The sequence below is a fragment of the Bradyrhizobium sp. JR4.1 genome, assembly GCF_040548605.1.
Taxonomy (GTDB): domain Bacteria; phylum Pseudomonadota; class Alphaproteobacteria; order Rhizobiales; family Xanthobacteraceae; genus Bradyrhizobium; species Bradyrhizobium canariense.
The window spans coordinates 663,793-689,358 of record NZ_JBEPRY010000002.1 but is presented as its reverse complement, the minus strand read 5'-3'; the positions used below and the strand labels follow the sequence as shown (position 1 = coordinate 689,358).

The window sequence follows — 25,566 nt, the reverse complement described above, 5'->3', positions numbered from 1 at the left end:
TCGCCGGCGGCAAGGGCGAGCAGGGCACCATTCGCCTGTCCGCCTATCACGAGGGCGGCCACATCATCATCTGCATCGCCGACAACGGCCGTGGCCTGAACACCGACAGGATCAAGGCCAAGGCGATCTCCTCAGGGTTGGTCACCGAGGCCGAGCTCGAGAAGATGAGCGAAGCCCAGATCCACAAGTTCATCTTCGCGCCGGGCTTCTCCACTGCTGCCGCCATCACCTCGGTGTCGGGGCGCGGCGTCGGCATGGACGTGGTGCGCACCAATATCGACCAGATCGGCGGCACCATCGACATCAAGTCGGTCGCCGGCGAAGGCTCCTCCGTCACCATCAAGATCCCGCTGACGCTCGCCATCGTCTCCGCGCTGATCGTGGAAGCCGCCGGCGACCGCTTTGCGATCCCGCAGCTCTCCGTGGTCGAGCTGGTGCGGGCCCGCGCCAACTCGGAGCACCGCATCGAGCGCATCAAGGACACCGCGGTTCTCCGGCTGCGCAACAAGCTGTTGCCGCTGATCCATCTCAAGAAGCTGCTCAAGATCGACGACGGCGCCGTCTCCGATCCCGAGAACGGCTTCATCGTGGTGACGCAGGTCGGCAGCCAGACCTTCGGCATCGTCGTCGACGGCGTGTTCCACACCGAAGAAATCGTGGTCAAGCCGATGTCGACGAAGCTGCGTCACATCGACATGTTCTCGGGCAATACCATCCTGGGCGACGGCGCGGTCATCATGATCATCGACCCCAACGGCATTGCCAAGGCGCTCGGCGCCGCCGGCTCCTCGGCCCATGACATGAACAGCGAGAACGGGGCTCACAGCATCGGAAGTGGCGAGCAGACCACCTCGCTGCTGGTGTTCCGCGCCGGCTCGTCCCAGCCCAAGGCGGTCCCGCTCGGGCTCGTCACGCGCCTGGAAGAACTCCCGGCCGACAAGATCGAGTTCAGCAACGGCCGCTACATGGTGCAGTACCGCGAGCAGCTGATGCCGCTCGTTGCCATGGAGAGCGTCACCATCGCGAGCCAGGGCGCCCAGCCGATCCTGGTGTTCTCCGATGACGGCCGCTCCATGGGCCTCGTCGTCGACGAGATCATCGACATCGTCGAGGAACGGCTCAACATCGAGGTCGGCGGATCCTCCTCCGGCATTCTCGGCTCGGCCGTGATCAAGGGCCAAGCCACCGAGGTGATCGACGTCGGCCACTTCCTGCCGATGGCGTTCTCCGACTGGTTCACCCGCAAGGAGATGAAGCCGTCGCTGCACTCGCAATCGGTGCTGCTGGTCGACGACTCGGCGTTCTTCCGCAACATGCTGGCCCCGGTGCTCAAGGCCGCCGGCTACCGCGTCCGCACCGCGCCGACCGCGCAGGAGGGCTTGGCCGCGCTGCGCGCGCAGACCTTCGACGTGGTCCTGACCGACATCGAGATGCCCGACATGAACGGGTTCGAGTTTGCCGAGACCATCCGCTCCGACAGCAATCTGGGCGCGATGCCGATCATCGGGCTCTCCGCGCTGGTGTCGCCGGCGGCGATCGAGCGCGGCCGTCAGGCCGGCTTCCACGACTATGTCGCCAAGTTCGACCGTCCCGGTCTGATCGCGGCGCTGAAGGAACAGACCGCGGGCGCCGCCGGCGCCTCCGAGCTGAGCCGCGCAGCAGCGTAACCAGCGGGATCAGGAGATACGCAACATGACCAAGAAGACCCAGTCCGGCGAAGGCGCCATGGTCGAATACGTCACCGCGATGATCGGTGGCCAGCTGTTCGGCCTGCCGATCTCCCGCGTCCAGGACGTGTTCATGCCCGAGCGCGTCACCCGCGTGCCGCTGTCCTCGCGCGAGATCGCGGGCGTGCTGAACCTGCGCGGCCGCATCGTCACCGTGGTCGACATGCGCGCCCGGCTCGGCCTGCCCAAGCCCGAGGACGGCAAGATCCCGATGGCGGTCGGCGTCGACCTGCGCGGTGAATCCTACGGCCTCCTGATCGACCAGATCGGCGAAGTGCTGCGGCTCGCCGAGGACGGCATGGAAGAAAACCCCGTCAATCTCGACCCCCGCATGGCCAAGCTCGCCGGCGGTGTCCACCGTCTCGACGGCCAGCTCATGGTCGTCCTCGACGTCGATCGCGTCCTCGAGCTCAAAACCGAAGTGCAAATGGCTGCGTGAGCCCCGAAAACATCGAAGCCGGAGAACCAAGATGAAGACGTGTTTGGTGGTCGATGATTCCAGCGTCGTGCGCAAGATCGCACGCCGGATCCTGGAAGGCCTGGAATTCGAAGTCACGGAGGCCGAGGACGGCTCCAAGGCGCTCGAGGTCTGTCAGCACAAGCTGCCCGACGCGGTGCTGCTGGACTGGAATATGCCGGTGATGGACGGCTTCGAGTTCATGGGCCACATGCGCCGCCTGCCGGGCGGCGACCAGCCCAAGGTCGTGTTCTGCACCACTGAAAACAACGTGGCTCATATCGCTCAGGCGCTCAGCGGCGGCGCCAACGAGTACATCATGAAGCCCTTCGACAAGGACATCATCGCCGACAAATTTGCTGAAGTCGGCTTGATCCCGGTCGGACAAGCCATCGTCTGAGTGTCTGGCGGAGTGTTCCGGCCAGAGTGTTCCCAGTACAGCTTCCGAGAGGCCCATCCGTGACCCCGACCGAATATGAGTATCTGCGTAAGTTCCTGAGGGATCATTCCGGGCTCGATCTGTCCGCAGACAAGCAATATCTGATTGAAAGCCGGCTGTTGCCGCTGGCGCGCAAGGCCGGGATCTCCGGCATCGGCGAGCTCGTGCAGAAGCTGCAAGGCGCTGGCTCGGGCGCGCTCGTCACCAGCGTGGTCGAGGCGATGACCACCAACGAGACCTTCTTCTTTCGCGACAAGGTCCCGTTCGATCATTTCCGCGACACCATCATGCCGGAGATCATCAAGGCCCGCGCCGGCCGCCGCAGCGTGCGCATCTGGTGCGCCGCCGGCTCGACCGGGCAGGAGCCCTATTCGCTGGCGATGAGCCTGAAGGAGATGGGTGCGGCCCTGACCGGCTGGCGCGTCGAGATCATCGCCACCGACCTGTCGCAGGAGGTGCTCGAGAAGGCCAAGGCCGGCATCTACAGCCAGTTCGAAGTGCAGCGCGGCCTGCCGATCCAGATGCTGATGAAATATTTCAAGCAGACCGGCGAGACCTGGCAGATCAATCCCGAGCTGCGGGCGATGATCCAGCACCGGCAGCTCAATCTGCTGCACGATTTCGCTCAGCTCGGCACCTTCGACGTCATCTTCTGCCGCAACGTGCTGATCTATTTCGACCAGGACACCAAGATCAACATCTTCAACCGCCTGGCTCGCCAGATCGAGGGAGACGGTTTCCTGGTGCTGGGCGCGGCCGAAACGGTGGTCGGACTGACCGACACGTTCAGGCCGATTCCGGAGCGGCGCGGTCTCTACAAGCCGAACGACGCGCGTGCCGCGGCCGCCAAGCCGGCTCTTGCCGGCGCAGCGCCGCGCGTAGCGGTCATGGCAGGACGATAGGCATGGCCGAGGATGGCAAGGGCGCGGAACGCGTGACGTTCAGTCGCGGCTATGATGTCTGCATCATGGCCATCGACGGCACCTGGCGCCGCGACTGCAAGCTCAACGCGATCTCCGACACCGACGCCATCCTGACGGTGGAAGGCTCGATTCAGGGCCTGAACCTCAAAGAGTTCTTCCTGCTGCTGTCGTCCACCGGCCTCGCCTACCGCCGCTGCGAACTGGTGCGCGTCAACGGCGTCGAAATGGACATCCAATTCCTGCGTGGCAAGAACCGGAAGAAGCGCGGCGCGGCCGGGGGCCGCGACGAGGCGGCGTGATCTTCACGTGCGTCTCGTCGCCGTTTTCCGCGATGTTGGTTCACATTTGCTGAAACATCCGACTGAATTTGCCGTCGCGGCTTTACGTCGCCTAAGCGCGAACCGTGTATCCATTGCCGGTCTCAATCTCAGGATACCGTAATGCCCAGAAGCTCTTTCTCACCTCTCCCGTCAAACCTGCCCCACAGCGCCGAGCGACGCGCGCTTCAGCTTCTGGTGGTCGACGACGACGCCACGCAGCGCAGCCTGATCACGGTCGCGGCCAAGCAGGCCGGCCACGAAGTCACCGTGGCGCCGTCCGTGGCCGAAGCGATCGAAAAACTCCGCACTGCGCGCTTCGATTGCGTGACACTTGATCTCGTGCTGGAGGATGGCGACGGCATCGACGTGCTGGGCGAAATGGCCAAGGCGAAATTTGGCGGTGCCGTGATCGTCGTCAGCGGCATGGACGGCAAGCGCCGCAGCGCCGCCCGCAGCTTCGCCCGTTCCGTCGGGATCGAGCTCCAGAGCCTGCCCAAGCCGCTGGATCTGGCCGCTTTGCGCATCAGCCTCGCCAATCTCGGCAAGACCGCGATGGGCCTGCCGGCGATCCACACCTGGGGTGGCGTCGCCACCGACGCGATCGTGGAGCGGCACCGCGCCTGAGCCTCGGCCCGTCATGCGATGAAACAATGCGGTCGCCGCGTCGCGGCGATCGCGATTTACACCGTGCGGCCGGCTCCCGACGGGCATTCCCAGGGCGTGACCAAGGCCGGCCCGGCAGGCGTCGAGAGCGGCGATCGCCGTGGCATACCGGAGTGTGACATCGTCGAGTACGAAGACGTCGGCGGAACCTTCCGGATCGCTCCCGTGTTCTTGATCCATGGCTGTGGCCGTCCAGCCCATGCTGGTCTCGATCTGCGAGATCAGCTTGCGAAGGTCAGCCGCAATCAGCTCACGGCTATCGACTTCGGGCATTGCGACGAGAGGCGGCGTAGCGGCCAAATTTAGCATGGATATTCTCCGTCCTCCGCAATTAGGCGCCCTGCCGCTACTTGTGCGTTAAGTCCATGTCCCGTACAAATACGGTGGGCCGAATCCGCGCCGAACGCCATAACGGTTGGGGCGGACGCGAATCCTTCATGCCAACCGGATGTGTGGCACATGGCCGAACAAAGCTCTCGCGGTGAAATCTTCGTGGTCGACGACGACGCTGCCGTTCGCGACACCTTGTCGATGGTGTTGAAGGCGGCGGGCTATGAGGTGATCTGTTTTGCGGACGGCGCAGCATTGCTCTCCGTCGCGCGAAACCGCACACCTGCAGCGGTCCTGCTCGACGTGCACATTCCCGGCAAGTCGGGCCTCGATATTCTCAATGAGCTGCACGGCGAGGACTATCCGGCACCGATCTTCATGATCTCCGGACAGGGCGATATCGCGATGGCGGTAGGGGCCATCAAGAGCGGCGCGCTCGACTTCATCGAGAAGCCGTTCCGCGGCAGCGAGATCGTCGGCCGGCTGGACGAGGCGATCGGTGCTTATGCACGCAGGCAGTCGGAGAACGCGGCGCCGAAGTTCGGCTCGCTGCATTTCCCCGGGCGCGAGCCGTTGACGCGCAGGGAGCGCGAGGTGCTCGAGCAGTTTGCCGCCGGCGCCTCCAACAAGGAGGCCGGCCGCACGCTCGGCATCAGCCCGCGCACCATCGAGGACCACCGCGCCAACATCATGAAGAAGCTCGGTGCGCGCAATGCCGCCGATCTGATCCGGATCGTAATGACCGCGGCGCAGCGCGCGTCGTAAATTCCGTGGGGTGACATTTCGTAGCCCGGATGAGCGAAGCGACATCCGGGACTTGGCTCGTAGTGTTCCCGGGCATCGCTTCGCTCACCCGGGCGACGGCTTCTCACCCAGCCCGACGCACCATCAACTGCTCAGCGCCTTGCGGATGGTCCGTGCCAGATCCGATTTGCGATAGGGCTTCGCCAGCAGCAGAACGCCCGAATCCAGCCGGCCGTGATGGATGATCGCGTTCTCGGTATAGCCGGACGTGTAGAGCACCTTGAGATCCGGACGCGTTCTCTGCAGTTCGTCGGCGAGCTGCCGTCCGTTCATCTTTCCGGGCATGATGACGTCGGTGAACAGGAGGTCGAACGGTTTTCCGGCGGCGACGATGGCGAGCGCCTCCGCGGCGTTCGCAGCCTGCAAGGTGACGTAACCGAGCGAATGCAGCTGCGCCAGCACGTAGTCGCGCACCGGCCGGTCGTCCTCGACCACCAGGATCGTCTCGTGTCCGCCCTCGATGGTCGCCGGCGTCACGCCCTCGCCGACCACCGTCGGCGTCTTGCCGGGCGGCAGGTACATCTTGATCGTGGTGCCGTGGCCTTCCTCGCTGTAGATCTTGATATGGCCCGCGGACTGCTTGATGAAGCCGTAGACCATCGAAAGCCCCAGTCCGGTGCCCTTGCCCGGTCCCTTCGAGGTGAAGAAGGGGTCGAACACCCTGGCCAGCATGTTGGCGGGAATTCCGCTGCCGGTGTCGCTCACGGCGATCAGCACGTAGTGTCCTGGCGGGACGTCGTTGACGCTGGCATAGGCCTCGTCGAGATAGGCCGCGCCCGTCTCCACAATCAGCTTGCCGCCGCCGGGCATGGCGTCGCGGGCATTGAGCGCGAGGTTGAGGATCGCGGTGGTGAGCTGGCTTGGATCGACGGTCGCGACGCAGTTCTCGTCCTCGAACACCGATTCGATATGGATCTGCTCGCCCAGCGTCGGCCGCAACAGTTTCGCGGTGTCGATGATCAGCGCGTTGACGTCGATTTCGCGCGGCTGGAGCGGCTGCTTGCGCGCAAACGCCAGCAGGTGCTGAGTCAGCTCGGCGCCACGCCCGGCGGCCTCGTCGATCATCTTTGTGATCGCCGCGAGCTCCGGCTCCCCGGCCACCGCGTCGGCCAGGATCTCGATCGTTCCGGTGATGACGGTGAGGATGTTGTTGAAGTCGTGCGCCACGCCGCCGGTGAGCTGGCCGACCGCCTCCATCTTCTCGGCATGGCGGATGCGCTCGTCGGCCGTGATCTTGTCGGTCAGGTCGCGGTAGAACGAATTGAAGAGGATACCTTCGCGTCGCCGGAGCGCCGTGACGCTGAGCTCGGCCTTGAATTCCTTGCCGTCACGCCGCCGCACCAAAACTTCGCGCCGTGGATTAGCCAGCGATGGGTCGGATTCGAGAAAGAGCTTCAGTCTGGCCGTGACGCTTTCGCGCTCAGTGGGGGCGACAAAAAGTTCAATCGCATTCTTGCCGATCGCTTCCTCACGCGTCCATCCGAAGAGCTTCTCGGCCTGCGAGTTCCAGCTCAGGATGGCACCGGTGTGGTCTGTCTGGGTGAAAGCGTCGAGCGAGGTCTCGATGATGTTGCGTGCAAGCTGCTCGCTCTCCCGCAAGGACTCCTGTGCAAGCCTCGCCTCCGTCATGTCGCGCCCGACGAAGAAGAAGCGCTTGGCCTGGGCGGACCAGCTGCCGAGCCAGGACAGCCAGACCTCGTGGCCATTCTTGTGGAAGCAGCGGGTGTCGGCGAGCCTCGGACGTTCGCCGCGCCGCAGCGCGCGCATCTCGTCGCGGGACCGGTCGAGATGGCTCGGATGAATGAAATCGGCGCCGCTGCGGCCGATCATCTGCTCCGGCCGGTAGCCGAGAATGGCCTCGCTGCTCGGACTGATCTGCGCGATGTGGCCGCGCGCGTCCATCACCATGATCAGATCCTGCGAGGTGTCGAAGAGCTGTCGCCGTTCCTCCAGCTGCTGCTGCAACGCCCGCTCTGCCCGCCGCGCCTCGGTCAGGCTGCGCGCGGTGCCGGAGGCGCCGATGATCTCGCCCGATGGGCCCCTGATCGGCGACAGGCTGAGTGAGATCTCGACCGGCGTGCCATCCTTGCGCAGGCGCACCGTCTCGAAGCGTTCGATCGGTTCACCTCCGGCGATCCGCCGTAAATAGTCCTTGCCTTGCTCGCGTCGGTCGGGTGGGACGATGATCGCGGTGGATTTCCCAATCGCCTCATTCGCCGAGTAGCCGTAGAGGCGCTCGGCGGCGGCATTCCAGCCGGTGATGATGGCGTCGAGCGATTGCATCACGATCGCGTCGTCGGAGGATTCGACGGCGGCGCTGAACAAGCGCTCGCGCGCTTCATGATGGCTTCGCGCGGCCTCGGTGCGGCGATGCTCCTCGATCTCGCGTTCAAGAGCGGCCGTCTTCGCTCTCGTTTCCTCGACCATTTGGGCGAAGGCCCGCGCCAGCACGCCTGTCTCTCCGCTCGCATCGACGGGAATGTCGGCGCGCCGTCCGCTGCCGATCGCTTCCACCGCCGCGGTGAGGCGCCCGATCGGCCGCGTCAATGAGCGCGCCAGCAGCACCGCAAGCAAAGCTGCGGCAAGGACAGCAAGCAGACCGACCAGCGAGGAGGTTTTTTGAATGGCCGCCGGAACGCGGCTGAACACCGATGGTGGGGCCGTCTCGATGATAGCCAACCACTCCTTGCCGGCCAGCAACGCCGGTGCGATCGCCGCTCCACTCGGCCGGCCCGCTTGGTCGCTCGTAAGCTGCGTGGAACCTTGCGGCAGGCCGGCCCGGGCTGCAAAGAAAGGAAAGTCACGACGCCAATCGTTGCCGTTGCCATGCAATGCACCGAATTCCCGCGTGCGATCGGGATGGACGAGATAGTCGCCACGCGAGTTCACGACATAGATCTCTCCCCCTGCGCTCGCGGTCGAGCGGATGCGGTCGAGCGCGGGACGCATGTCGATATTGGCGATGACGATACCGAACGGCTTGCTGTCAGGCGTGAACAGCGGCGTCGCGACGCGCATCGTGAGAATGTGAGGGTCCGTGGTTCCTCCCTGCCGGGTGGCGAGATCGACGGGCGAAACATAGATGTCGCCCGGCGCCAATCGAATCGTCTCCTGGAAGTAGGTTCGGTCGCTCTTGCGTTCCAGTTCGCCGTTGGGGACAATCCGTGCTGCTCCGTTCGGGCCGGCGCGATCGACGCGGACCAGTTCGCGCTGGTCGTCGTCAAGGCCGATGATTCGAAATTGCCCGTAGCTCGGCTTCGCGTCGATCTCGGCTGCGAACCGCGTGGCGATGCGCTCGCGCCAGGTTTGCTCCGAAACGCCGTCGACAGCGTCGATGCCTCCACCGATATGAGCGCGGATCATGCCATTGATGGCAGCGGCGGAGCGATAACCGAGCAGATCGCCACGAGCGCCGGCCACATAAGATTCAAGATGGGTGGCCAGCAGGCTCGACTGGGCTTCGATCCGTTCCAGGACCCGCGGAATCACGGCCTGGGTGATGTTGCGATAGCCGAGCCAGCCGACCGCGGCCACGGTGACCGCCACCAGCAGGATCATCGCGATCGCGAGCCGCGTAGCGAGGGTCATGGCGAAATTTGCACCGCTTCCTGAATGGCCGCGCCCGTGCTCGGTTGGAACAGAATGAAGGTTCTTGTCATCGGCGGCCGGTGCTGACATCCGGATTCCTCGCCGACGCCGTCCGCGCCGCGTCCAGGCAGCCGGCGACGGCGGCGAGCAGCGCGTCGGCCCGGAACGGCTTCTGCAAGCTCGCCACCGCGCCGAGCTTGGTCGCCATCTTGAGAAAGTCCGGCTCCGCATGGGCATCCGGCGCGGACGAACGGCCGGAAATGACGACAATCGGAATCGCCGGCTGCAGCGCCCGGACGTGGCGCATCGTCTCCAGGCCGTCCATGCCGGGCATGAAGATGTCGAGAAACAGAAGGTCGAACTGGCCGGCTTCGAACAGCGCAAGTCCCTTGCGGCCGTCTCCGGCGACGGTGACATGATGACCGGCCCTCTCCAGGAGCAGCCGGATTGTCATCTGCACGGCCGGGTCGTCATCCACGATCAGGATGTTGGCCACGTCTGGTATCCTCCGGGCTGGATGGGTTTTCCCAGCGACCGCAAATCAAACCATCAATTCTGAAATTGTTGCGCGGATTGCATCCGACCTGCAAGCACTTCGCCATCGATCCGACGATTGCTCGCAAAAGGCGAACTCGGTTGCGCCAAACTTATGCACGGTGACGTGCACAAGCGCTCGCGACAACCGCACGCCACAGGGTCTAGTCGGTCAAATATTCCGGATAGTGGCTTCGGATCGTGTCGAGCTCGCTCAACGTGCCCGACAGGTGCTTGCGCAGATGCTGTTGCGCAGCATCGGCGTCGCCGGCCTCGATCGCGCGCGTGATCAGCTTGTGGTGGCGGACGATGTTCTGGGCCTTGCCGGGTGAGGGCAGATGCAGCCGGCGCAGCCGGTCGATATGTCCGCTGCGGCTGCGCACCAGCGTCCAGAGCTCCTGCTTGCCGGCCGCGGCATAAAGCAGCGCATGAAAATCATTGTCGCCCGCAATGAAGCTCTGGAAGTCTCCGGCCTTGGCGAATTGCTGCTGCAGCGCGATCGTGTGGTCGAGGCGTATGACCAGGGCTTCGCCGTGCTGCTGCGCGAGCAGGCGGACGATTTCGAGCTCCAGCGCCTGGCGCAGGAAATGGGCCTGCTCGGCCCGACCGACGTCGACCCGGCTGACGACGGTGGCGTGCTGCGGAAACACGTCGACCAGCCCTTCTTCCTCCAGCCGCATCAAGGCGTCGCGGATCGGCGTCGAGCTGACGCCGAATTGTGCGGCGAGATCCGTGCGCGACAGCGGCGAGCCCGGCGGCAGTTCGAGCGCGAGAATGGCGTTGCGCAGCCGCTCGAACACTTGCGGTGCGGCCTGCCGGGCCCGGTCGAGCCGCGCGCCGGGGCGGGCGGCCGCGCGGGGCGCGGGGTGGGCTGTTTCCATGCGAAGGGCTCCGGCCGGCCTTGCCTTTGATACACTAATGCATTAGTGCATCAGTAAGATCGCTCGTCAATGGCGGCCAGAGGAAACGAACAACAATGATCAAGCAATTGCAGTGTGGCCTCACGGCCGTCGCCCTGATCGCCGCATCGGCGCTGACGGTTTCGCCCGCGAACGCGCAGCAAAAATCCGAGATCTCGCTGTCGCGCCAGCCCGGCATTTTCTACATGCCGAGCCACATCATGGAAAAGCAGAAGCTGATCGAGAAGCACGCAGCTCAGCTCGGGGTCGCGGGTGTCACCACCAAATGGGTCACCTTCTCCGGCGGCGGTGCGCAGACCGATGCGCTGCTTGCGGGCGGCGTCGACATCCTCAACACCGGCACCGGCAATCTGCTGCTGCTGTGGGACCGCACCCGTGGCGGCGTCAAGGGCATCGTCGCGACCTCGGCACAGCCGATGACGCTGATCAGCCGTGACGCCAACATCAAGTCGATTAGGGATTTCGGCCCCGGCGACAAGATCGCGGTGCCGACCGTCAAAGTCTCGACCCAGGCGATCGTGCTTCAGATCGCCGCGGCCGAGGCCTTTGGTGCCGACCAATGGTCGAAGCTGGACGTCAACACGGTGCAGCTCGGTCATCCCGACGCCTATGCGGCGCTGTCCAACGCCAAGCACGAGGTGCATACCCATTTCTCAATTCCGCCGTTCACCTTCCTCGAGCTGAAGAACGTGCCGGGCGCGCATGTCGTGCTGTCGTCGCCTGACGTGATGGGCGGCCCGCTCAGCCAGGCGCAGTTCTTCACCACCACGAAATTCGCCGATGCCAACCCGAAAATCATCCAGGCCGTGCGCGACGCGACCAAGGAAGCGCAGGATCTGATCCGCAGCGACACCAGGCAGGCGGTCGAGATCTACAAGGAGATCACCGGCGACAAGACCTCGGTGGACGAGCTGCTCGATCTCTTGAAGGAACCCGGCATGATGGAGTGGAATCTCGAGCCGCAGGGCACGATGAAATTCGCCGCCCATCTGTTCAAGACCGGTACGCTGAAGACTCAGCCCAAGGCCTGGACCGACTACTATCTCCCCGTCGCGCACGATCTGAAGGGCAATTGATGGCGCTGCTCGACGTCAGTTCCGTGACGCTGCGCTACAAGACCTCCAGCGCCGTCGTCACCGCGACCGAAAGGGTGAGCTTCACCGTCGACAGGTCCGATCGCTTCGTGCTGCTCGGGCCGTCCGGCTGCGGCAAGTCGACCCTGCTCAAGGCCGTCGGCGGTTACATGGCGCCGAGCAAAGGCCGCATGACCATCAACGACCGCGAGATCCATGGTCCCGGCGCCGACCGCATGATGATCTTCCAGGAGTTCGACCAGCTGCTGCCCTGGAAGAGCGTGCTGGCCAACGTGATGTTTCCACTGCTGACCGCGCGAAAATTGTCGCGGAAGGACGCCGAAGCGCGGGCGCGGGCCTATATCGAGAAGGTCGGCCTGACACGCGTGGTCGATGCTTATCCGCACACGCTGTCCGGCGGCATGAAGCAGCGCGTCGCGATCGCGCGCGGCATGGCGATGGAGCCGGACATCCTGCTCATGGACGAGCCGTTCGCCGCGCTCGACGCGCTGACGCGGCGAACCTGCCAGGACGAGCTGCTCCAGCTCTGGAGCGAGACCAAATTCACCGTGCTGTTCGTAACCCATTCGATCGCGGAGGCGATCCGCATCGGCAACCGCATCCTGCTGCTGTCGCCGCATCCTGGCCGCGTCAAGGCCGAGGTGGTCGACGTCGACAAGGTCTCCAACGGCGACGGCAGTGCCGGCCGGCTCGAGAAGGAGATTCACGATCTCCTGTTCGCCTCCGAAGCAACGGCGCATTGAGGGAGCCTTACATGGGCGAAGCCAGGATCCTGCTACGTGAGGCGCCGGTCGTCGCCAGCGCAGCCGAAGTCGAGCGCAAGCTGAGCGTGCTCGAGCTGTTGTGGAACGATGGTTTTGTCCGCAAGACCGTCATCATCCTGTTCCTCGCGGCAATCTGGGAGGCCTACGGCCTCGCCCTCGACAATCCCCTGTTGTTTCCGACGCTGCACGACACCGTCATCACGATGTTCGAGCGTGTGAAGGACGGCACCATCCCGATGCGCGCCTGGGCTTCGCTCAAAGTGCTGTTCATGGGCTATTCGGCCGGCATTGTGCTGGCCGCGATCTTCACCGTGCTCGCGATCTCGACCCGTATCGGCACCGATTTCCTCGAGACGGTCACGGCGATGTTCAATCCGTTGCCGGCGATCGCGCTGTTGCCGCTCGCTTTGATCTGGTTCGGTCTCGGCAACGGCAGTCTGGTGTTTGTGCTGATCCATTCGGTGCTGTGGCCGGTCGCGCTCAACACCCATTCCGGCTTCAAGAGCGTGTCCAACACGTTGCGCATGGTCGGCCGCAATTACGGCCTGCGCGGGCTGCCCTATGTGGCGAAGATACTGATTCCCGCGGCCTTCGGCTCGATCCTCACCGGCCTCAAGATCGGCTGGGCCTTCGCCTGGCGCACGCTGATCGCGGCCGAGCTGGTGTTCGGCGTGTCGTCGGGGCAGGGCGGGCTCGGCTGGTTCATCTTCGAAAACCGCAACCTGCTCGACATACCTGCGGTCTTCGCCGGCCTCTTGACGGTGATCATCATCGGGCTTTTTGTCGAGAACCTGATCTTCCGCGCCATCGAGCGGAACACCGTGCAGAAATGGGGCACCCAATCATGACCAAGAAGAAACTAACGCCCGACCAGCTCCGCAGCGCGCGCTGGTTCGCACCCGACGATCTCCGCTCGTTCGGCCATCGCTCCCGCACCATGCAGATGGGCTACGCGCCGGAGGAGTGGAAGGACCGCCCGATCATCGCGATCCTCAACACCTGGTCGGACGCGCAACCTTGCCACATGCATTTCAAGTCGCGCGTCGATGACGTCAAGCGCGGCATCCTGATGGCCGGCGGTCTGCCGCTGGAGCTGCCGGCGCTGTCGCTGTCGGAATCGCTGCTCAAGCCGACCACGATGCTCTATCGCAATCTGCTGGCGATGGACGCCGAGGAGCTGCTGCGCAGCCATCCCGTCGACGGCGTGGTGCTGATGGGCGGCTGCGACAAGACCACTCCGGCGCTGCTGCTGGGCGCGACCTCGATGAACATCCCGGCGATCTATCTGCCGGCCGGCCCGATGCTGCGCGGCAATTGGAAGGGCAAGACGCTCGGCTCGGGCTCGGACGGCTGGAAATACTGGGACGAGCGCCGCGCCGGAAAAATCTCCGACAAGGACTGGCTCGATATCGAAGCCGGCATCGCCCGCAGCTACGGCACCTGCATGACGATGGGCACCGCCTCGACCATGACCGCGATTGCCGAGGCGATCGGCATGACGCTGCCGGGCGCCTCCTCGATTCCCGCCGCTGATGCCAACCATATCCGGATGGCCTCCGAATGCGGCCGCCGCATCGTCGAGATGGTCTGGGAAGATCTGACGCCGAAGGCGATCCAGACCCGCAAGGCGTTCGAGAACGCGATCGCAGTGGCGATGGCGATGGGCTGTTCGACCAATGCGATCATCCATCTGATCGCGCAGGCTCGCCGCGCCGGTCTCGACATCGGTCTCGACGATTTCGAGATTGCGAGCCGCAAGGTGCCTGTCATCGCCAATGTGCGGCCGAGCGGTGATACCTATCTGATGGAAGACTTCTTCTATGCCGGCGGCCTGCCGGCGCTGATGGGACAGATCAAGCCGCATCTGCATCTCGATTGCATCACCGTCACCGGCAAGACTCTCGGCGAGAACATCGCGCAGGCCGAGGTCCACAATGACGACGTGATCCGCTCGATCGACAATCCCATCTACAAGGAAGGCGCGCTCGCCGTGCTCAAGGGCAATCTCGCGCCCGACGGCTGCGTCATCAAGCCGAGCGCCTGCGCGCCGCGCTTCCTCAAGCACACTGGGCCTGCGCTGGTGTTCGACGATTATCCGTCGATGAAGAAGGCGATCGACGATCCCGATCTCGACGTCACCGAAGACCACATTCTCATCTTGCGCAATGCGGGGCCGCAGGGCGGACCGGGCATGCCGGAATGGGGCATGCTGCCGATCCCGACCAAGCTCGTGAAGCAGGGCGTGCGCGACATGGTGCGCATCTCGGATGCGCGGATGAGCGGCACCAGCTACGGCGCCTGCATTCTGCACGTAGCCCCCGAATCCTATGTCGGCGGACCGCTGGCGCTGGTGCGGAACGGCGACCGCATCACGCTCGATGTCGCCGCCCGCACCATCAATCTCGATGTGTCGGAAGCCGAGCTCGACAAGCGCCGCGCCGCCTGGAAGCAGCCCGAGCGCCGCTTCGAGCGCGGCTATGGCTGGATGTTCACCAAGCACATCAAGCAGGCCAATGACGGCTGCGATTTCGACTTCCTCGAGACCGATTTCGGCGCGCCGATCGGCGAGCCCTCGATTTACTAGAGAGCGTGAAAATGACGAAACTTACCGAAGCCACCCGCAACAAGCTCAAATCCGTCTCCACCGCCACCGTCGCCACAGCGCTGTTCAAGCGCGGCCTGCGCATCCAGATGATCCAGGATGTGCACCCGCTCGGCGCCAACCAGCCGACCATGGTCGGTGAAGCCTTCACGCTGCGCTATATGCCGGCGCGCGAGGATCTCAACACCATCGACGTTTTCAAGGACCGCTCCCATCCGCAGCGCAAGGCGGTCGAGGATTGCCCGCCAGGCAGCGTGCTGGTGATGGACAGCCGCAAGGACGCGCGCGCCGCTTCGGCCGGTGCGATCCTGGTCACGCGCCTGATGAAGCGCGGTGTCGCCGGTGTCGTCACCGATGGCGGTTTTCGCGACTCAGCCGAGATCGCCAAACTGGGGATCCCCGCCTACCACCACCGCCCGAGCGCACCGACCAATCTGACGCTGCATCACGCCATCGAGATTAATGTTCCGATCGGCTGCGGTGACGCGCCGGTGTTTCCCGGCGACGTCATTCTTGGCGACAGCGACGGCGTGATCGTGATTCCCGCGCATCTTGCTGACGAGATCGCCAACGAGACCTTCGAGATGACCGCGTTCGAGGACTTCGTCACCGAAGAAGTCAACAAGGGCCGCGGCATTTTCGGTCTCTATCCGGCGACGGACCCGCAGACGCTGACCGACTTCGCCGCATGGCGGAAGGCGAACGGAAGGTAAAGGCCGACAACTCGTCCCACAATCTCCGTCGTCGTCCTGGCGAAAGCCAGGACCCATTACCCCAGGGAGTAATTTGGCGAAGACTCGGACTTGTCGTGTTTTCGCGCGGTACTGACACCGACCTTCTTCGGATAGATCACGCGGTATGGGTCCTGGCTTTCGCCAGGACGACGATGGGGAGGCATATGAACGCCTACACCCCGGCCTCCGCCATCCCAGCCGCCCACAGCGCGAACGCATAGACGATCGCGACTTCATCGAGCCGGTTGAAGCGTCCCGAGGCGCCGCCGTGGCCGGCGCCCATGTTGGTGCGCAGCAACACCGGGCCGCCACCGCTCATCGTCGCGCGCAGGCGCGCGATCCATTTGGCGGGCTCCCAGTACGTGACGCGCGGATCGGTCAATCCGCCCATTGCCAGGATCGCGGGATAATCTTTCGCCGCGACATTGTCGTAGGGCGAATACGACAGGATGGTGCGGAAATCCTTTTCGCTCTCGATCGGGTTGCCCCATTCCGGCCATTCCGGCGGCGTCAGCGGCAGCGTGTCGTCAAGCATGGTGTTGAGCACGTCGACGAACGGCACTTCGGCGACGATGCCGGCGAACAACTCGCCGGCGCGGTTCGCCACCGCGCCCATCAGCATGCCACCGGCCGAACCGCCGTGGCCGACGATGCGCTTTGCGCTGGTGTACTTCGCATCAATCAGTGCGCGGGCGCTGGCCGAGAAATCGTCGAACGAATTGGTCTTCTTCTCGCGCTTGCCGTCGAGATACCAGCCCCAGCCCTTGTCGGCGCCGCCGCGGATATGGGCGATGGCGTAGACGAAGCCGCGATCGACCAGCGACAGGCGGTTGGCGCTGAACGAAGCCGGCATGGCCATGCCGTAGGAGCCGTAGCCGTAGAGCAGAAGCGGCGCCGCGCCATCGAGCGTGAGCCCGCGGCGATGGAGGATCGAGACCGGCACCTCGGCGCCGTCATGCGCCTTCGCCATGATGCGCGTCGTAACGTAGTCGCTCGCATTGTGGCCGGACGGAATCTCCTGGCGCTTGCGCAGGGTACGCGTCCGCTTGACCATGTCGTAGTCATAGACTTCCGACGGCGTCGTCATCGACGAATAGGCGAAACGCAAATTCGTTGTCTCGAATTCGTAGGAGCCCATCGTATCCAGCGAATAGGCCGCCTCGTCGAACGCGATGGCGTGCTCTTCCTTGGTCGCGAGGTCGCGGATCACGATCGACGGCAACGCATTGGCGCGCTCCAGCCGCACCATGTGGCCGGCATAGAGATCGAGATCGATGATGTAGATGCCCGGGCGATACGGGATCAGATCACGCCAGTTCTTGCGCTCGGGTGAGGCGAGCGGTGCGATGACGATCTTGAAATCGATGGCGTCGTCGGCGTTGGTGAGGATGAACAGTTCGTCGCCACGGTCGGCCAGCGAATATTGCACGCCTTCCTCGCGTGCCGCGACCAGGCGCGGCGGTGCGTCGGGATGGTCGAGGTCGATCAGCCGCTGCTCGGAGGTCTCGTGGTCGCCGCCCGCGATGACGCAGAAGCGCCCGCTGGTGCTCTCGTGCAGATGGGTGAACCAGCCGGAATCCTGCTCTTCGTAAACCAGCGTGTCGTCTGCCTGCCCAGTGCCGAGCTTGTGCCGCCACACCTGCATCGGGCGGTGATTGTCGTCGAGCTTCACGTAGAAGAACGACGTTGCGTCCTTGCTCCAGACCACGCCGCCGTCGGTCTCCTCGACGACGGTCGAGGTCCTTTCCGGTCGCCCAGTCGCGCACGCGGATGGAGAAATATTCCGAGCCTTTGGTGTCGGCGCTCCAGGCCTGCCGCCTGTGGTCGTTCGAGTGCCGGCTGCCGCCGAATTTGAAATATGTGTGGTCCTTGGCGAGCGCATCGCCGTCGAGCACGATGTGGCCCTCGCCGCCATCGCGTGGCATGCGGCCGAACAGCTCGTGCTGGCCGCCTTCGCGGAATTTGCGGAAATAGGCGAAGGGACCATCCGGCGACGGCACGCTGGAATCGTCCTCCTTGATCCGCCCCCGCATCTCGCGCACCAGCGTCTTTTGAAGCGATGAGGTGTGGCCGAGCAGGCTCTCGGTGTAGACATTCTCTTCGTCCAGATATTTGCGGATGTCGGGATCGAGCACCGCGGGGTCGCGCAGCACCTCCTGCCATTTCTCGTCCTTCAGCCAGGCATAGTCGTCGGTCACGGTGATCCCATGCCGCGTGAAGGAATGCGGCCGGCGCGGGGCGACGGGGGGCTGGGAAGGTGGTTTGGCTTGTGTCACTCGATCCTCATCATGTCACGTTCGCGCGCGGCTTCTTCTTCACCTCGCCCCGCTTGCGGGGAGAGGTCGGATTGCATCGAAGATGCAATCCGAGTGAGGGGGGCTCTCCGCGAGTCTCGCTGTCACCGTCCTCGTGGAGACTCCCCCTCACCCCAACCCTCTCCCCGCAGGCGGGGAGAGGGAGAAGATGCGTCCTGCCTTATATCGTCCCGATTCCACGAATTGCCAGCGCCACTGCGCCAAGGACTGCGCCAGAATAGCGTCAAGTCGCCGGGTTGTTGATCGGTCCCTTCTATGCTTTAGGCTTCCTAATCCCCGCCGCCGGTCCAGCCTGATGCTGTTCAATTCCTACCCGTTCATCCTGCTGTTCCTGCCGGCCGCGCTGGCTGGCTATTTCTGGCTGGGGCGGCGCAGCAATCTGGCCCCGGTGATCTGGTTGGCGGCGGCCTCGCTCACTTTTTATGCCATCGGCAATTGGCAGTTCGTGGCCCTGTTGCTGATATCGATCGCCTTCAACTATGGCATAGGCCATCTTCTCATCGTGGCGAAGCTCACTTCGTCGCAACGCAAGGCGGCCCTTGCCCTCGGCGTCGCCGGCGACCTCCTGGTGCTTGGCATCTTTAAATACGCCGGCTTTGTCACCGAGAACATCAATGCGCTGGCCGGCACGCACTTCGCGGTCCATATCCTGCTGCCGGTCGGCATCTCCTTCTACACCTTTACCCAGATCGCGTTCCTGGTCGATGCCTGGCGCGGGCAGGTCGCGGCCTACGCGCTGCCGCACTACGCGCTGTTCGTGACATACTTCCCGCATCTGATCGCCGGACCGATCCTTCACCACAAGGACATGATCCCGCAATTCGAGCGGGAGGAAACCAAGCATCCGCATGCGCATCTGATCCTGTGCGGCCTCATCATCTTCGCGATCGGCCTGTTCAAGAAGACGTGCCTCGCCGACGGAATCCAGCCGCTGGTCGCGCTCGCCTTCGATGCGCGCGCGCCGAGTTTTGATCAGGCCTGGCTTGGCTCGCTCGCCTACACCTTCCAGCTCTATTTCGACTTCTCGGGCTATTCGGACATGGCGATCGGGATATCGCTGATGTTCGGCATCTTCCTGCCGGTCAATTTCAACTCGCCCTACAAGGCCACCAGCATCGTCGAGTTCTGGCGACGCTGGCACATGACGCTGTCGCACTTCCTGCGCGACTATCTCTACATTCCGCTCGGGGGCAACCGTCGCGGCCGCGTGCTGCGCTACGTCAATTTGATGCTCACGATGCTGCTCGGCGGGCTCTGGCATGGCGCGGCCTGGACGTTTGTCATTTGGGGCGCGCTGCACGGCGCCTATCTCTGTATCAATCACGCCTTCAACGCGCTGGTGCCGAATGTTCCGAAATTGCTCGCGCGCCCAGCTCGCGTCGCCGGGGCCGTGCTGACCTTTCTCGCCGTCGTTGTCGCCTGGGTCTTCTTCCGGGCCGAGCGGGTCGATTGGGCCATGCGGATTCTGAATGCGATGGCCGATCCGGCGAATATCGTGTTCGGCCGCGAGGAGATTGCGGCGTCGGTGATGGTCGCAATTTATGCCGCGCTGGTGTGGCTGGCGCCGAACACGCAAGGAATCATGGGGTACGACCACGCCAATCGCAGGCTCGGCGACGGCCTGATGGCCGGACGGATGCGGCCGCTGGTCCTCTATGGTGCGTCGCTGGTGCTTGCGTTCGGGATTTTGGGTATCCAGAGCCACAGCGAATTCATCTATTTCCGGTTCTGATGCAAGGCGCGTTCACACATCCAGGGCGTCTTCTCCTCGCGAGCATCGCGTGCGTGCTGGGCGCGGCTGCGCTCACCTATGTCATCGATCCCTTGCAGCTGTTTCGCCCCTCGCGCCTCGTCGCGCCGTTCTATTCAGATGACACGCGCGTGCAGAATGCCGGGCTGATCCGCAGCCAGTTGTTCGACGCCGCCTTCATGGGCACCTCGCTCGCGATCCATTTCCGCCAGAGCGACATCGACCATGCGCTCGGCGTGCACTCGCTCAAGCTGGCGATGACCGGGTCCAATTCGCGCCAGCAGGGTTTTGTGCTCGAGCAGGCCATCGACCGCGGCGCAAAACGCGTGATCTGGGCGATGGACGATTTCATCTTTGTTGATGCGGCCGACATCGAGACCGATCCTTATCTCTCCGCCGATCTCTATCGCGGGACGGCAAAAGGCATCGCGTCCTACCTGTTCAGCGCGGCGATGGCGAAGGAATCCCTGTTCGCATTGCTGCGGTCGGTTCCGCCGCTGCGGGAGCCGCTGACCCGGGCGGCGCCTTTTCTGCCCGTCAAGTTTGCGCTTGAAGACGTCGACGATATCTATGCGCTGCCGCGCGATATCGACGTCGCGCGCGCCTATAATGCGAAAAGGACGCTCGCGGCCTTCGCCTATATCACCGATCCCGTGCGCAGCCACTTTCTCGGCGAAGGCTATCGCTACGACGCCATGGTGCGGCATTTCGAGCATGACGCCGTCGGCCTGATCGCGCGCCATCCGGACGTGACCTTCGACATCTACTTCCCGCCCTATTCGATCCTGCAATTCGTCGCGATGCGCGACGCTTCGCCTGCGACGCTGAAGATCGTTACCGACCTCACCGCCGTCATCGCGCAGCGCCTGACGCAGCTTCCCAATGTGCGCCTGTACGATTTCCGGGCGATCAAGGACGTGACGCATAACCTCGACAATTACGGCGACGTCATCCACCATTCGCCGATCGTCGATGCGAAGGTGCTGTCGTGGCTGGCGCGTGGGGAATATCGGGTGGATCCGAAGGCGCCGCTTGCCTCGCTGGAGGAACTGAAGGCGCAGGTCGAGGCGTATCGGATCCCGCCGCTGCCGTAGCCCGCATGAGCGAAGCGACATGCGGGGACTCACGCAAGAATCCCGGGTGTCGCTCCGCTCACCCGGGCTACAAGATTGCTCCCCCAAGGGGAGAAGGAAAAAAGACGCTTACGCCGCCACCTCTTCGCCGAGATACGCAACCGCCGCTTCGAGCCCGCCCTTGCCGTGCGGGATCTTCAGCGCGTTCAGCCCGACCTCGATCACCCCCAACGTGCCGAGCAGCATCGGGGCGTTGACGTGGCCCATATGGGCGATGCGGAAGGCTTGTCCCGAGAGATCGCCGATGCCGGTGCCGAGCACGACGCCGCACTTCTCCTTGCAATAGCGTTGCAGGATTGCGGGATCATGGCCGTTGCTCATGGTCACTGTGGTCACGGTGTTGGAGCGTTCGCTGGCTTCCGCGATGTTGAAGCCGAGCACCTGGCCTTCCGACCATGCGCCGACCGCGCGGCGCGCGGCTTCGCCGAGCAGGCTGTGGCGGCGGAAGGCGTTCTCCAGCCCTTCCTCGTGCAAGAGGTCGATCGCCTGGCGCAGCGCGAACAGCAGATGCACCGGCGCGGTGCCGGCATATTTGCGATAATGCTCGCTGCCTTCGCGCTCGCTCCAGCTCCAATAGGGTGTCGCCATATTGGCCTTCTTGTGGACCTCGAGCGCACGCGCATTGGCCGTGACGAAGCCGAGGCCGGGCGGCGTCATCAGGCCCTTCTGCGAGCCCGACATCGCAACGTCGATGCCCCATTTGTCCATCTCGAACGGCATGCAGCCGAGTGAGGCGACAGTGTCGACCATGTACAGCGCCGGATGACCGCTCGCCTTGATCGCCTTGCCGATCGCCTCGATGTCGTTCTGCACGCCTGAGGCGGTGTCGACCTGGACGACGACGACGGCCTTGATGGTGTGCTCCTTGTCGCGGCGCAGGCGCTCCTCGACTTCGTGCGGCCGCACCGCGCGGCGCCAGTCACCCTTGAGCACCTCCACCTCGGCACCCATCAGCGCCGCGGCATGGCCCCAGCCGATCGCGAACCGCCCGCTTTCGAGCACCAGCACCTTGTCGCCGCGCGACAGCACGTTGCTCAATGCTGCTTCCCAGGCGCCGTGACCGTTGGCGATGTAGATGTAGGACTTGCCCTCGGTGGCAAACAGTTTCGAGATGTCGCTGAGCAGGCTCTCGGTCAGATCGGTCATCTGCTTGGAGTAGATGTCGATCGCCGGACGATGCATCGCCCGCAGCACCTCGTCGGGCATATTGGTGGGCCCGGGGATGGCCAGAAATTCCCGGCCCGCGCGAACGGTCATTGCTGTTGGTCCTTGTTGCCTGAGAACAGGATGGTGGGTCGCTGATTCACACTTTTACGCGGCGCTGCGGTGCAAGAAAAGGCCGGAAAACGCAGGTCTGACGTGGGTTATCTCTTAGTCTCGCGGCAGCCCGCATCTTCGGCTTCCTCCACCGAGCAGAACCAGCGCGTGCCCTTGCTGATCTTCATCTTGATCTGCGCATACCAGCGGCTGGTCGGCCGGTGATAGATGCACTCGCCGGCGGTGTTGACGTTGCCCTTGATGGTGCAGTCCGGCGAGGGCGCGACGGGCCCCGAGGCCGAAGCGAGCAGGATCGCATGCGCGCCGTCGGGCGGCTTGGTGGCGCCGAGGATGGTGGTCTTCTTGTTGCGCACGCGCCAGTCCCAGGGCGCGATGAAGGCGCCCTGCCACATGCCGGCCTTGGCCTCCCGCGCGGCCTTCTCGTCCGCCTCATAGTCGTGCGACATGCGGGTGTAGGCCAGCGCCCAGCCTGCGCGCACCAGCCATTTCTGGATATCCTCGCCGCCGACATCGCAACGCGCCACGGTGCGGCCGCGCCGGTCGATCGACCTCGCATGGCAGACCCAATTCTTGCCGTCGACATATTTGGCGAGCTCGTCGCGGGCCGCGATGCCGCAGGTCCAGCGCTCGCCCTTGTTGTTGAGGCAGAGCTGGTCGACCGCGGGCGCGTCGATGCCGCCGAGCCTGATCCGTGTGTTGCCGATCATCACTGCGTCGCCGGCGCGAACCTTTGCGGTGCCGGTGAGGTCGGCGGCCTCAGCCGGCGACGCCAGGCCGGGCAAGGACAAGGCGAGCAATGACAGCGCAATCAGGAATTTTCGCAACATGCCGGTCCGCGTGTGATGAAAATTGCGATAGACCTCGCAATTGTGGTCGGCTTTTGTCCGCGCGGCCAGCATATGCCTGGCACTTGGGCTTTCAACTTCCCGTCATCGAGCGAAGTTTTGTAGGGTGGGTTAGCCGAAGGCGTAACCCACCTCTTTCGTCTCCACGGCGGCAGAAGTGGTGGGTTACGCTTCGCTAATCCACCCTACGAAACCTATCCCCGCGTCATCGCCCGCTTGGCCACCGCCAGCGCCATCAGCACGAACGCCGACGTCACCTCCGGACCGCCGACCAAAATCCGCGTCGGCGTCTTCATCTTGTTCCATTCATAGGCACGGAACGGGCCGCGGCGGCCGCCTTCGCCGAGGCTCGCGACGATCACGTTCAGCGCCGGCGCAAAGGCGCGCGGGTCCGCACCGAGATGGCCGAGCGCGATCAGCGCGAGCGCTGCGTCGAACACGTTCATCTCGGCGGCCATCAGCTCGCCCTTGACGTAAGACAGCACGCGGTGGCGGATGAAATCGAAATCGCCGTCGGGATCGATGATCGCCTGCGCCGCCAGCGGCAGCGCCAGGAAGGCGGCATAACAGCGGCCGAAATAGGCGCTGTAGAGCTCCGGCAGATAATAGATGTGCGAGCGCGGATTGGCGAAGGCGCCGCTCGCCGCCAGCCGCTTCTGGAAGCCGAGGATGCGATGGACGGTGGCAAGCCGCGCCGGCGTCTCCAATACTTGCCAGCGCACGAGGTTGCGGAAGCTGACCTCGAGAATGTCGAGATTGAGCGTCGGATCGAGATCATTGCCATAGGGCCGCTCGCCCTTGAGGTTGTCGATCCAGGTCGCAACCCCGCCCTCATAGTCGATATTGTCGTTGATCGGCACGGTCACGCGCGGCTCGTTGACGCCGGCGCGCACCTGATAGCCGGCATAGAAATCCAGCAGCGGCTGGTCGAGGATCGGATCGGTGCAGCCGGCCTGCGTCGCCGCGGAGATCGAGCACGCCGTGGTGTCGCAATCCGGCACGTAGACGCCGAAACCGAGGTCCTGCTTGATCTGGGCGAAATAGCGTGAGAAGCGCGGATGCGGCGCCGGCGCGAGCGCGGTGATGACGTTGAACCGCGCCCCGTCGATGCCCTCGACCTCTTCGCGGCTGATGTTGACGCAGAAATCGACCATGTCGGCAACCGCGCGCTTCGCCGCCGTCATCTCGGTAGGCGAGGCGAGACCGCTCTCGACATAGCCGAGCAGCGCCTCGATGAAGAACGCGTCGTAATAGGCCGAGCGGTGGCGGATCTGCACCGGCTCCCACATCGGTTCGGCAACCCCTCGCCAGGGCGGATTGACGACAGCGCGCGCCGGCGATCGCGCGATGAAGACACGGGCGAGGTTGAACAGCAGCGAGGAGTTCTTGTAGCCGCGCGCGTTGAGACCCGAGAGCGCGATGGTCAGCTCGCGGCCGCGGAAATCGGGGTCGCCGATCAGGTTGAACGCAGCGTAGGTCGGCAGAAAGCCATTCTTGCGGTACGAGCCCAGCAGATGCTGCGCGCAGTCGCGGATCACGCCGTCGATCTGCGATTGTTGCGGCATGGCGCCGGTGAACATGGCCGGCGGCGGCTTGGGATGATCCAGCGCGATGCTGTCGACGAGGTCGGCAACGGGCTGGCCGACCGCCGCCCAATCGGGCTCGGCCTCGTCGCGGGCGCGCACCAGCGCGTGGCGCAGCCGGGCCAGTTTGCCTTCATCGCGCAGTTCGGGCAGACCGGCCCGGCGGAGCAGCACCCGCAATGCGGGATTGCCGAGGGCGGTCTTGTAGAACTTGGCCAGATGCGGATCGCCGCTGGCCGCAACGGACAATACGGGATCGCAGACGTCGTAAAGCGAGGGGCCGTCCTTCCGCGCCGTCAGCGCCCGGCAGGTGGCGCCGGCAAAATATTGAAAGCTCATGAAATACCTGGTCGCGGGAATTTGGCCGAGGGCGCCGGCCGGCACGCTCCCAGCCGCGTGCCACCCCCTGCAAGTCGTTGAAAAAGCTACCCGGATTCGCAGGAAATACAAATGTGATGACAGTCACAGAAAAAGCCGGCACGAAGCCTGCATAATCAGGCTCCGGAAGGCTACGGGGACGCAAAAAAATCACACTTTTGGCGGTGCAAATTAGCGCGTACTTCCAGTGACTTAGCTCAAATTTTCGGCGATCTATTGCGGGGGAGGCGATATCCGGTTAAGGCTTTGTTTGGTGCGGCGCCGCAAATTGCGCGCAATTCGGGGGCACACCCCCGGCCAATCCCTCAAACCCAAAGACGCTATCGCGCTACTCAAACAGTGTGCGCGTGCTTGGCTGGTCTTTGGCAGTGACAGGAATGACGCG

The 25,566-nt window shown here is 64.1% G+C and carries 20 protein-coding genes and 2 pseudogenes; 14 read left to right on the top strand and 8 right to left on the bottom strand.

Annotation, left to right across the window (positions count from 1 at the left end):
• From ABIB90_RS08455 to ABIB90_RS08430, 6 genes are all read left to right on the top strand, one after another.
• On the top strand, positions 1-1,667 hold a 1,667-nt coding region (locus tag ABIB90_RS08455; RefSeq protein ID WP_354200645.1), incomplete at its 5' end, for a hybrid sensor histidine kinase/response regulator.
• 25 nt (positions 1,668-1,692) lie between these two features.
• Positions 1,693-2,166, top strand: a complete 474-nt coding sequence (locus ABIB90_RS08450; protein ID WP_007598954.1) for a chemotaxis protein CheW — start codon at positions 1,693-1,695, stop codon at positions 2,164-2,166.
• Between the two features lie 31 nt (positions 2,167-2,197).
• Complete coding sequence (locus tag ABIB90_RS08445) at positions 2,198-2,584, top strand: response regulator (RefSeq protein ID WP_354200644.1); 387 nt, start codon at positions 2,198-2,200, stop codon at positions 2,582-2,584.
• A gap of 59 nt (positions 2,585-2,643) precedes the next feature.
• Positions 2,644-3,525 (top strand): CheR family methyltransferase, encoded by an 882-nt coding sequence (locus tag ABIB90_RS08440; RefSeq protein WP_007598956.1) that lies wholly within the window; start codon positions 2,644-2,646, stop codon positions 3,523-3,525.
• A 2-nt stretch (positions 3,526-3,527) separates the two neighbouring features.
• Entirely contained in the window at positions 3,528-3,845 is a 318-nt protein-coding gene (locus tag ABIB90_RS08435; protein WP_007598957.1) for a hypothetical protein, read from the top strand.
• A gap of 141 nt (positions 3,846-3,986) precedes the next feature.
• Positions 3,987-4,490 (top strand): response regulator, encoded by a 504-nt coding sequence (locus ABIB90_RS08430; protein ID WP_007598958.1) that lies wholly within the window; start codon positions 3,987-3,989, stop codon positions 4,488-4,490.
• Between the two features lie 56 nt (positions 4,491-4,546).
• On the opposite strand, the pseudogene ABIB90_RS08425 reads toward ABIB90_RS08430, so the two are convergent.
• Positions 4,547-4,838 (bottom strand): annotated as a pseudogene (locus ABIB90_RS08425) (hypothetical protein).
• 150 nt (positions 4,839-4,988) lie between these two features.
• Here ABIB90_RS08425 and ABIB90_RS08420 point away from each other — a divergent pair.
• Entirely contained in the window at positions 4,989-5,624 is a 636-nt protein-coding gene (locus ABIB90_RS08420; protein ID WP_007598960.1) for a response regulator transcription factor, read from the top strand.
• A 123-nt stretch (positions 5,625-5,747) separates the two neighbouring features.
• Here the strand turns inward: ABIB90_RS08420 and ABIB90_RS08415 are convergent, their stop codons facing one another.
• From ABIB90_RS08415 to ABIB90_RS08405, 3 genes are all read right to left on the bottom strand, one after another.
• Positions 5,748-9,341 carry a PAS domain S-box protein gene (locus ABIB90_RS08415; RefSeq protein ID WP_354200643.1) on the bottom strand — a complete coding sequence of 1,198 codons (3,594 nt, stop codon included), beginning with the start codon at positions 9,339-9,341 and terminating at the stop codon, positions 5,748-5,750.
• Entirely contained in the window at positions 9,319-9,747 is a 429-nt protein-coding gene (locus ABIB90_RS08410) for a response regulator (RefSeq protein WP_007598964.1), read from the bottom strand. Before ABIB90_RS08410 ends, ABIB90_RS08415 begins: the two co-directional genes overlap by 23 nt.
• Before the next feature lie 202 nt (positions 9,748-9,949).
• Positions 9,950-10,666, bottom strand: a complete 717-nt coding sequence (locus ABIB90_RS08405; protein WP_354200642.1) for a GntR family transcriptional regulator — start codon at positions 10,664-10,666, stop codon at positions 9,950-9,952.
• Positions 10,667-10,761: 95 nt separating this feature from the next.
• Between ABIB90_RS08405 and ABIB90_RS08400 the strand changes: the two genes are divergently transcribed.
• From ABIB90_RS08400 to ABIB90_RS08380, 5 genes are read left to right on the top strand one after another with little or no spacing between them, the layout of a single operon-like run.
• The gene (locus ABIB90_RS08400) at positions 10,762-11,781 is read left to right on the top strand and encodes an ABC transporter substrate-binding protein (RefSeq protein WP_354200641.1); all 1,020 of its coding nucleotides are present in this window, start codon (positions 10,762-10,764) and stop codon (positions 11,779-11,781) included.
• Entirely contained in the window at positions 11,781-12,542 is a 762-nt protein-coding gene (locus ABIB90_RS08395) for an ABC transporter ATP-binding protein (RefSeq protein WP_354200640.1), read from the top strand. The genes ABIB90_RS08400 and ABIB90_RS08395 overlap by 1 nt, the downstream gene beginning before the upstream one ends.
• Positions 12,543-12,553: 11 nt before the next feature.
• Positions 12,554-13,411 carry an ABC transporter permease gene (locus ABIB90_RS08390; RefSeq protein WP_354200639.1) on the top strand — a complete coding sequence of 286 codons (858 nt, stop codon included), beginning with the start codon at positions 12,554-12,556 and terminating at the stop codon, positions 13,409-13,411.
• Positions 13,408-15,147 carry an L-arabinonate dehydratase gene (araD, locus tag ABIB90_RS08385; RefSeq protein WP_354200638.1) on the top strand — a complete coding sequence of 580 codons (1,740 nt, stop codon included), beginning with the start codon at positions 13,408-13,410 and terminating at the stop codon, positions 15,145-15,147. Before ABIB90_RS08390 ends, araD begins: the two co-directional genes overlap by 4 nt.
• 11 nt (positions 15,148-15,158) lie before the next feature.
• Positions 15,159-15,878, top strand: a complete 720-nt coding sequence (locus ABIB90_RS08380) for a ribonuclease activity regulator RraA (RefSeq protein WP_219683384.1) — start codon at positions 15,159-15,161, stop codon at positions 15,876-15,878.
• A 193-nt stretch (positions 15,879-16,071) separates the two neighbouring features.
• Here ABIB90_RS08380 and ABIB90_RS08375 read toward each other — a convergent pair.
• Positions 16,072-18,175: pseudogene (locus ABIB90_RS08375) on the bottom strand (S9 family peptidase).
• 334 nt (positions 18,176-18,509) lie between these two features.
• Here ABIB90_RS08375 and ABIB90_RS08370 point away from each other — a divergent pair.
• Both ABIB90_RS08370 and ABIB90_RS08365 read left to right on the top strand, forming a co-directional pair.
• Positions 18,510-19,946, top strand: a complete 1,437-nt coding sequence (locus ABIB90_RS08370; RefSeq protein WP_219683382.1) for an MBOAT family O-acyltransferase — start codon at positions 18,510-18,512, stop codon at positions 19,944-19,946.
• Positions 19,946-21,058 (top strand): hypothetical protein, encoded by a 1,113-nt coding sequence (locus ABIB90_RS08365; protein ID WP_354200637.1) that lies wholly within the window; start codon positions 19,946-19,948, stop codon positions 21,056-21,058. Before ABIB90_RS08370 ends, ABIB90_RS08365 begins: the two co-directional genes overlap by 1 nt.
• A gap of 108 nt (positions 21,059-21,166) precedes the next feature.
• On the opposite strand, the gene ABIB90_RS08360 is transcribed toward ABIB90_RS08365, so the two are convergent.
• From ABIB90_RS08360 to ABIB90_RS08350, 3 genes are all read right to left on the bottom strand, one after another.
• The gene (locus tag ABIB90_RS08360) at positions 21,167-22,354 is read right to left on the bottom strand and encodes a pyridoxal-phosphate-dependent aminotransferase family protein (protein ID WP_354200636.1); all 1,188 of its coding nucleotides are present in this window, start codon (positions 22,352-22,354) and stop codon (positions 21,167-21,169) included.
• Positions 22,355-22,461: 107 nt separating this feature from the next.
• Entirely contained in the window at positions 22,462-23,202 is a 741-nt protein-coding gene (locus ABIB90_RS08355) for a thermonuclease family protein (RefSeq protein ID WP_354200655.1), read from the bottom strand.
• A 212-nt stretch (positions 23,203-23,414) separates the two neighbouring features.
• Positions 23,415-25,142 carry a hypothetical protein gene (locus ABIB90_RS08350; protein ID WP_219683379.1) on the bottom strand — a complete coding sequence of 576 codons (1,728 nt, stop codon included), beginning with the start codon at positions 25,140-25,142 and terminating at the stop codon, positions 23,415-23,417.
• Positions 25,143-25,566 lie beyond the last annotated feature (424 nt).

Excerpts from the sequence above, each read along its gene's own strand:
- ABIB90_RS08435 (WP_007598957.1), top strand. The coding sequence starts at position 3,528 with ATGGCCGAGGATGGCAAGGGCGCGGAACGCGTGACGTTCAGTCGCGGC.
- ABIB90_RS08405 (WP_354200642.1), bottom strand. The coding sequence starts at position 10,666 with ATGGAAACAGCCCACCCCGCGCCCCGCGCGGCCGCCCGCCCCGGCGCG.
- ABIB90_RS08350 (WP_219683379.1), bottom strand. The coding sequence starts at position 25,142 with ATGAGCTTTCAATATTTTGCCGGCGCCACCTGCCGGGCGCTGACGGCG.
- ABIB90_RS08415 (WP_354200643.1), bottom strand. The coding sequence starts at position 9,341 with ATGTCAGCACCGGCCGCCGATGACAAGAACCTTCATTCTGTTCCAACC.
- ABIB90_RS08380 (WP_219683384.1), top strand. The coding sequence starts at position 15,159 with ATGACGAAACTTACCGAAGCCACCCGCAACAAGCTCAAATCCGTCTCC.
- ABIB90_RS08370 (WP_219683382.1), top strand. The coding sequence starts at position 18,510 with ATGCTGTTCAATTCCTACCCGTTCATCCTGCTGTTCCTGCCGGCCGCG.
- ABIB90_RS08360 (WP_354200636.1), bottom strand. The coding sequence starts at position 22,354 with ATGACCGTTCGCGCGGGCCGGGAATTTCTGGCCATCCCCGGGCCCACC.
- ABIB90_RS08365 (WP_354200637.1), top strand. The coding sequence starts at position 19,946 with ATGCAAGGCGCGTTCACACATCCAGGGCGTCTTCTCCTCGCGAGCATC.
- ABIB90_RS08430 (WP_007598958.1), top strand. The coding sequence starts at position 3,987 with ATGCCCAGAAGCTCTTTCTCACCTCTCCCGTCAAACCTGCCCCACAGC.
- araD (WP_354200638.1), top strand. The coding sequence starts at position 13,408 with ATGACCAAGAAGAAACTAACGCCCGACCAGCTCCGCAGCGCGCGCTGG.
- ABIB90_RS08450 (WP_007598954.1), top strand. The coding sequence starts at position 1,693 with ATGACCAAGAAGACCCAGTCCGGCGAAGGCGCCATGGTCGAATACGTC.
- ABIB90_RS08400 (WP_354200641.1), top strand. The coding sequence starts at position 10,762 with ATGATCAAGCAATTGCAGTGTGGCCTCACGGCCGTCGCCCTGATCGCC.
- ABIB90_RS08390 (WP_354200639.1), top strand. The coding sequence starts at position 12,554 with ATGGGCGAAGCCAGGATCCTGCTACGTGAGGCGCCGGTCGTCGCCAGC.
- ABIB90_RS08395 (WP_354200640.1), top strand. The coding sequence starts at position 11,781 with ATGGCGCTGCTCGACGTCAGTTCCGTGACGCTGCGCTACAAGACCTCC.
- ABIB90_RS08420 (WP_007598960.1), top strand. The coding sequence starts at position 4,989 with ATGGCCGAACAAAGCTCTCGCGGTGAAATCTTCGTGGTCGACGACGAC.
- ABIB90_RS08355 (WP_354200655.1), bottom strand. The coding sequence starts at position 23,202 with ATGTTGCGAAAATTCCTGATTGCGCTGTCATTGCTCGCCTTGTCCTTG.
- ABIB90_RS08445 (WP_354200644.1), top strand. The coding sequence starts at position 2,198 with ATGAAGACGTGTTTGGTGGTCGATGATTCCAGCGTCGTGCGCAAGATC.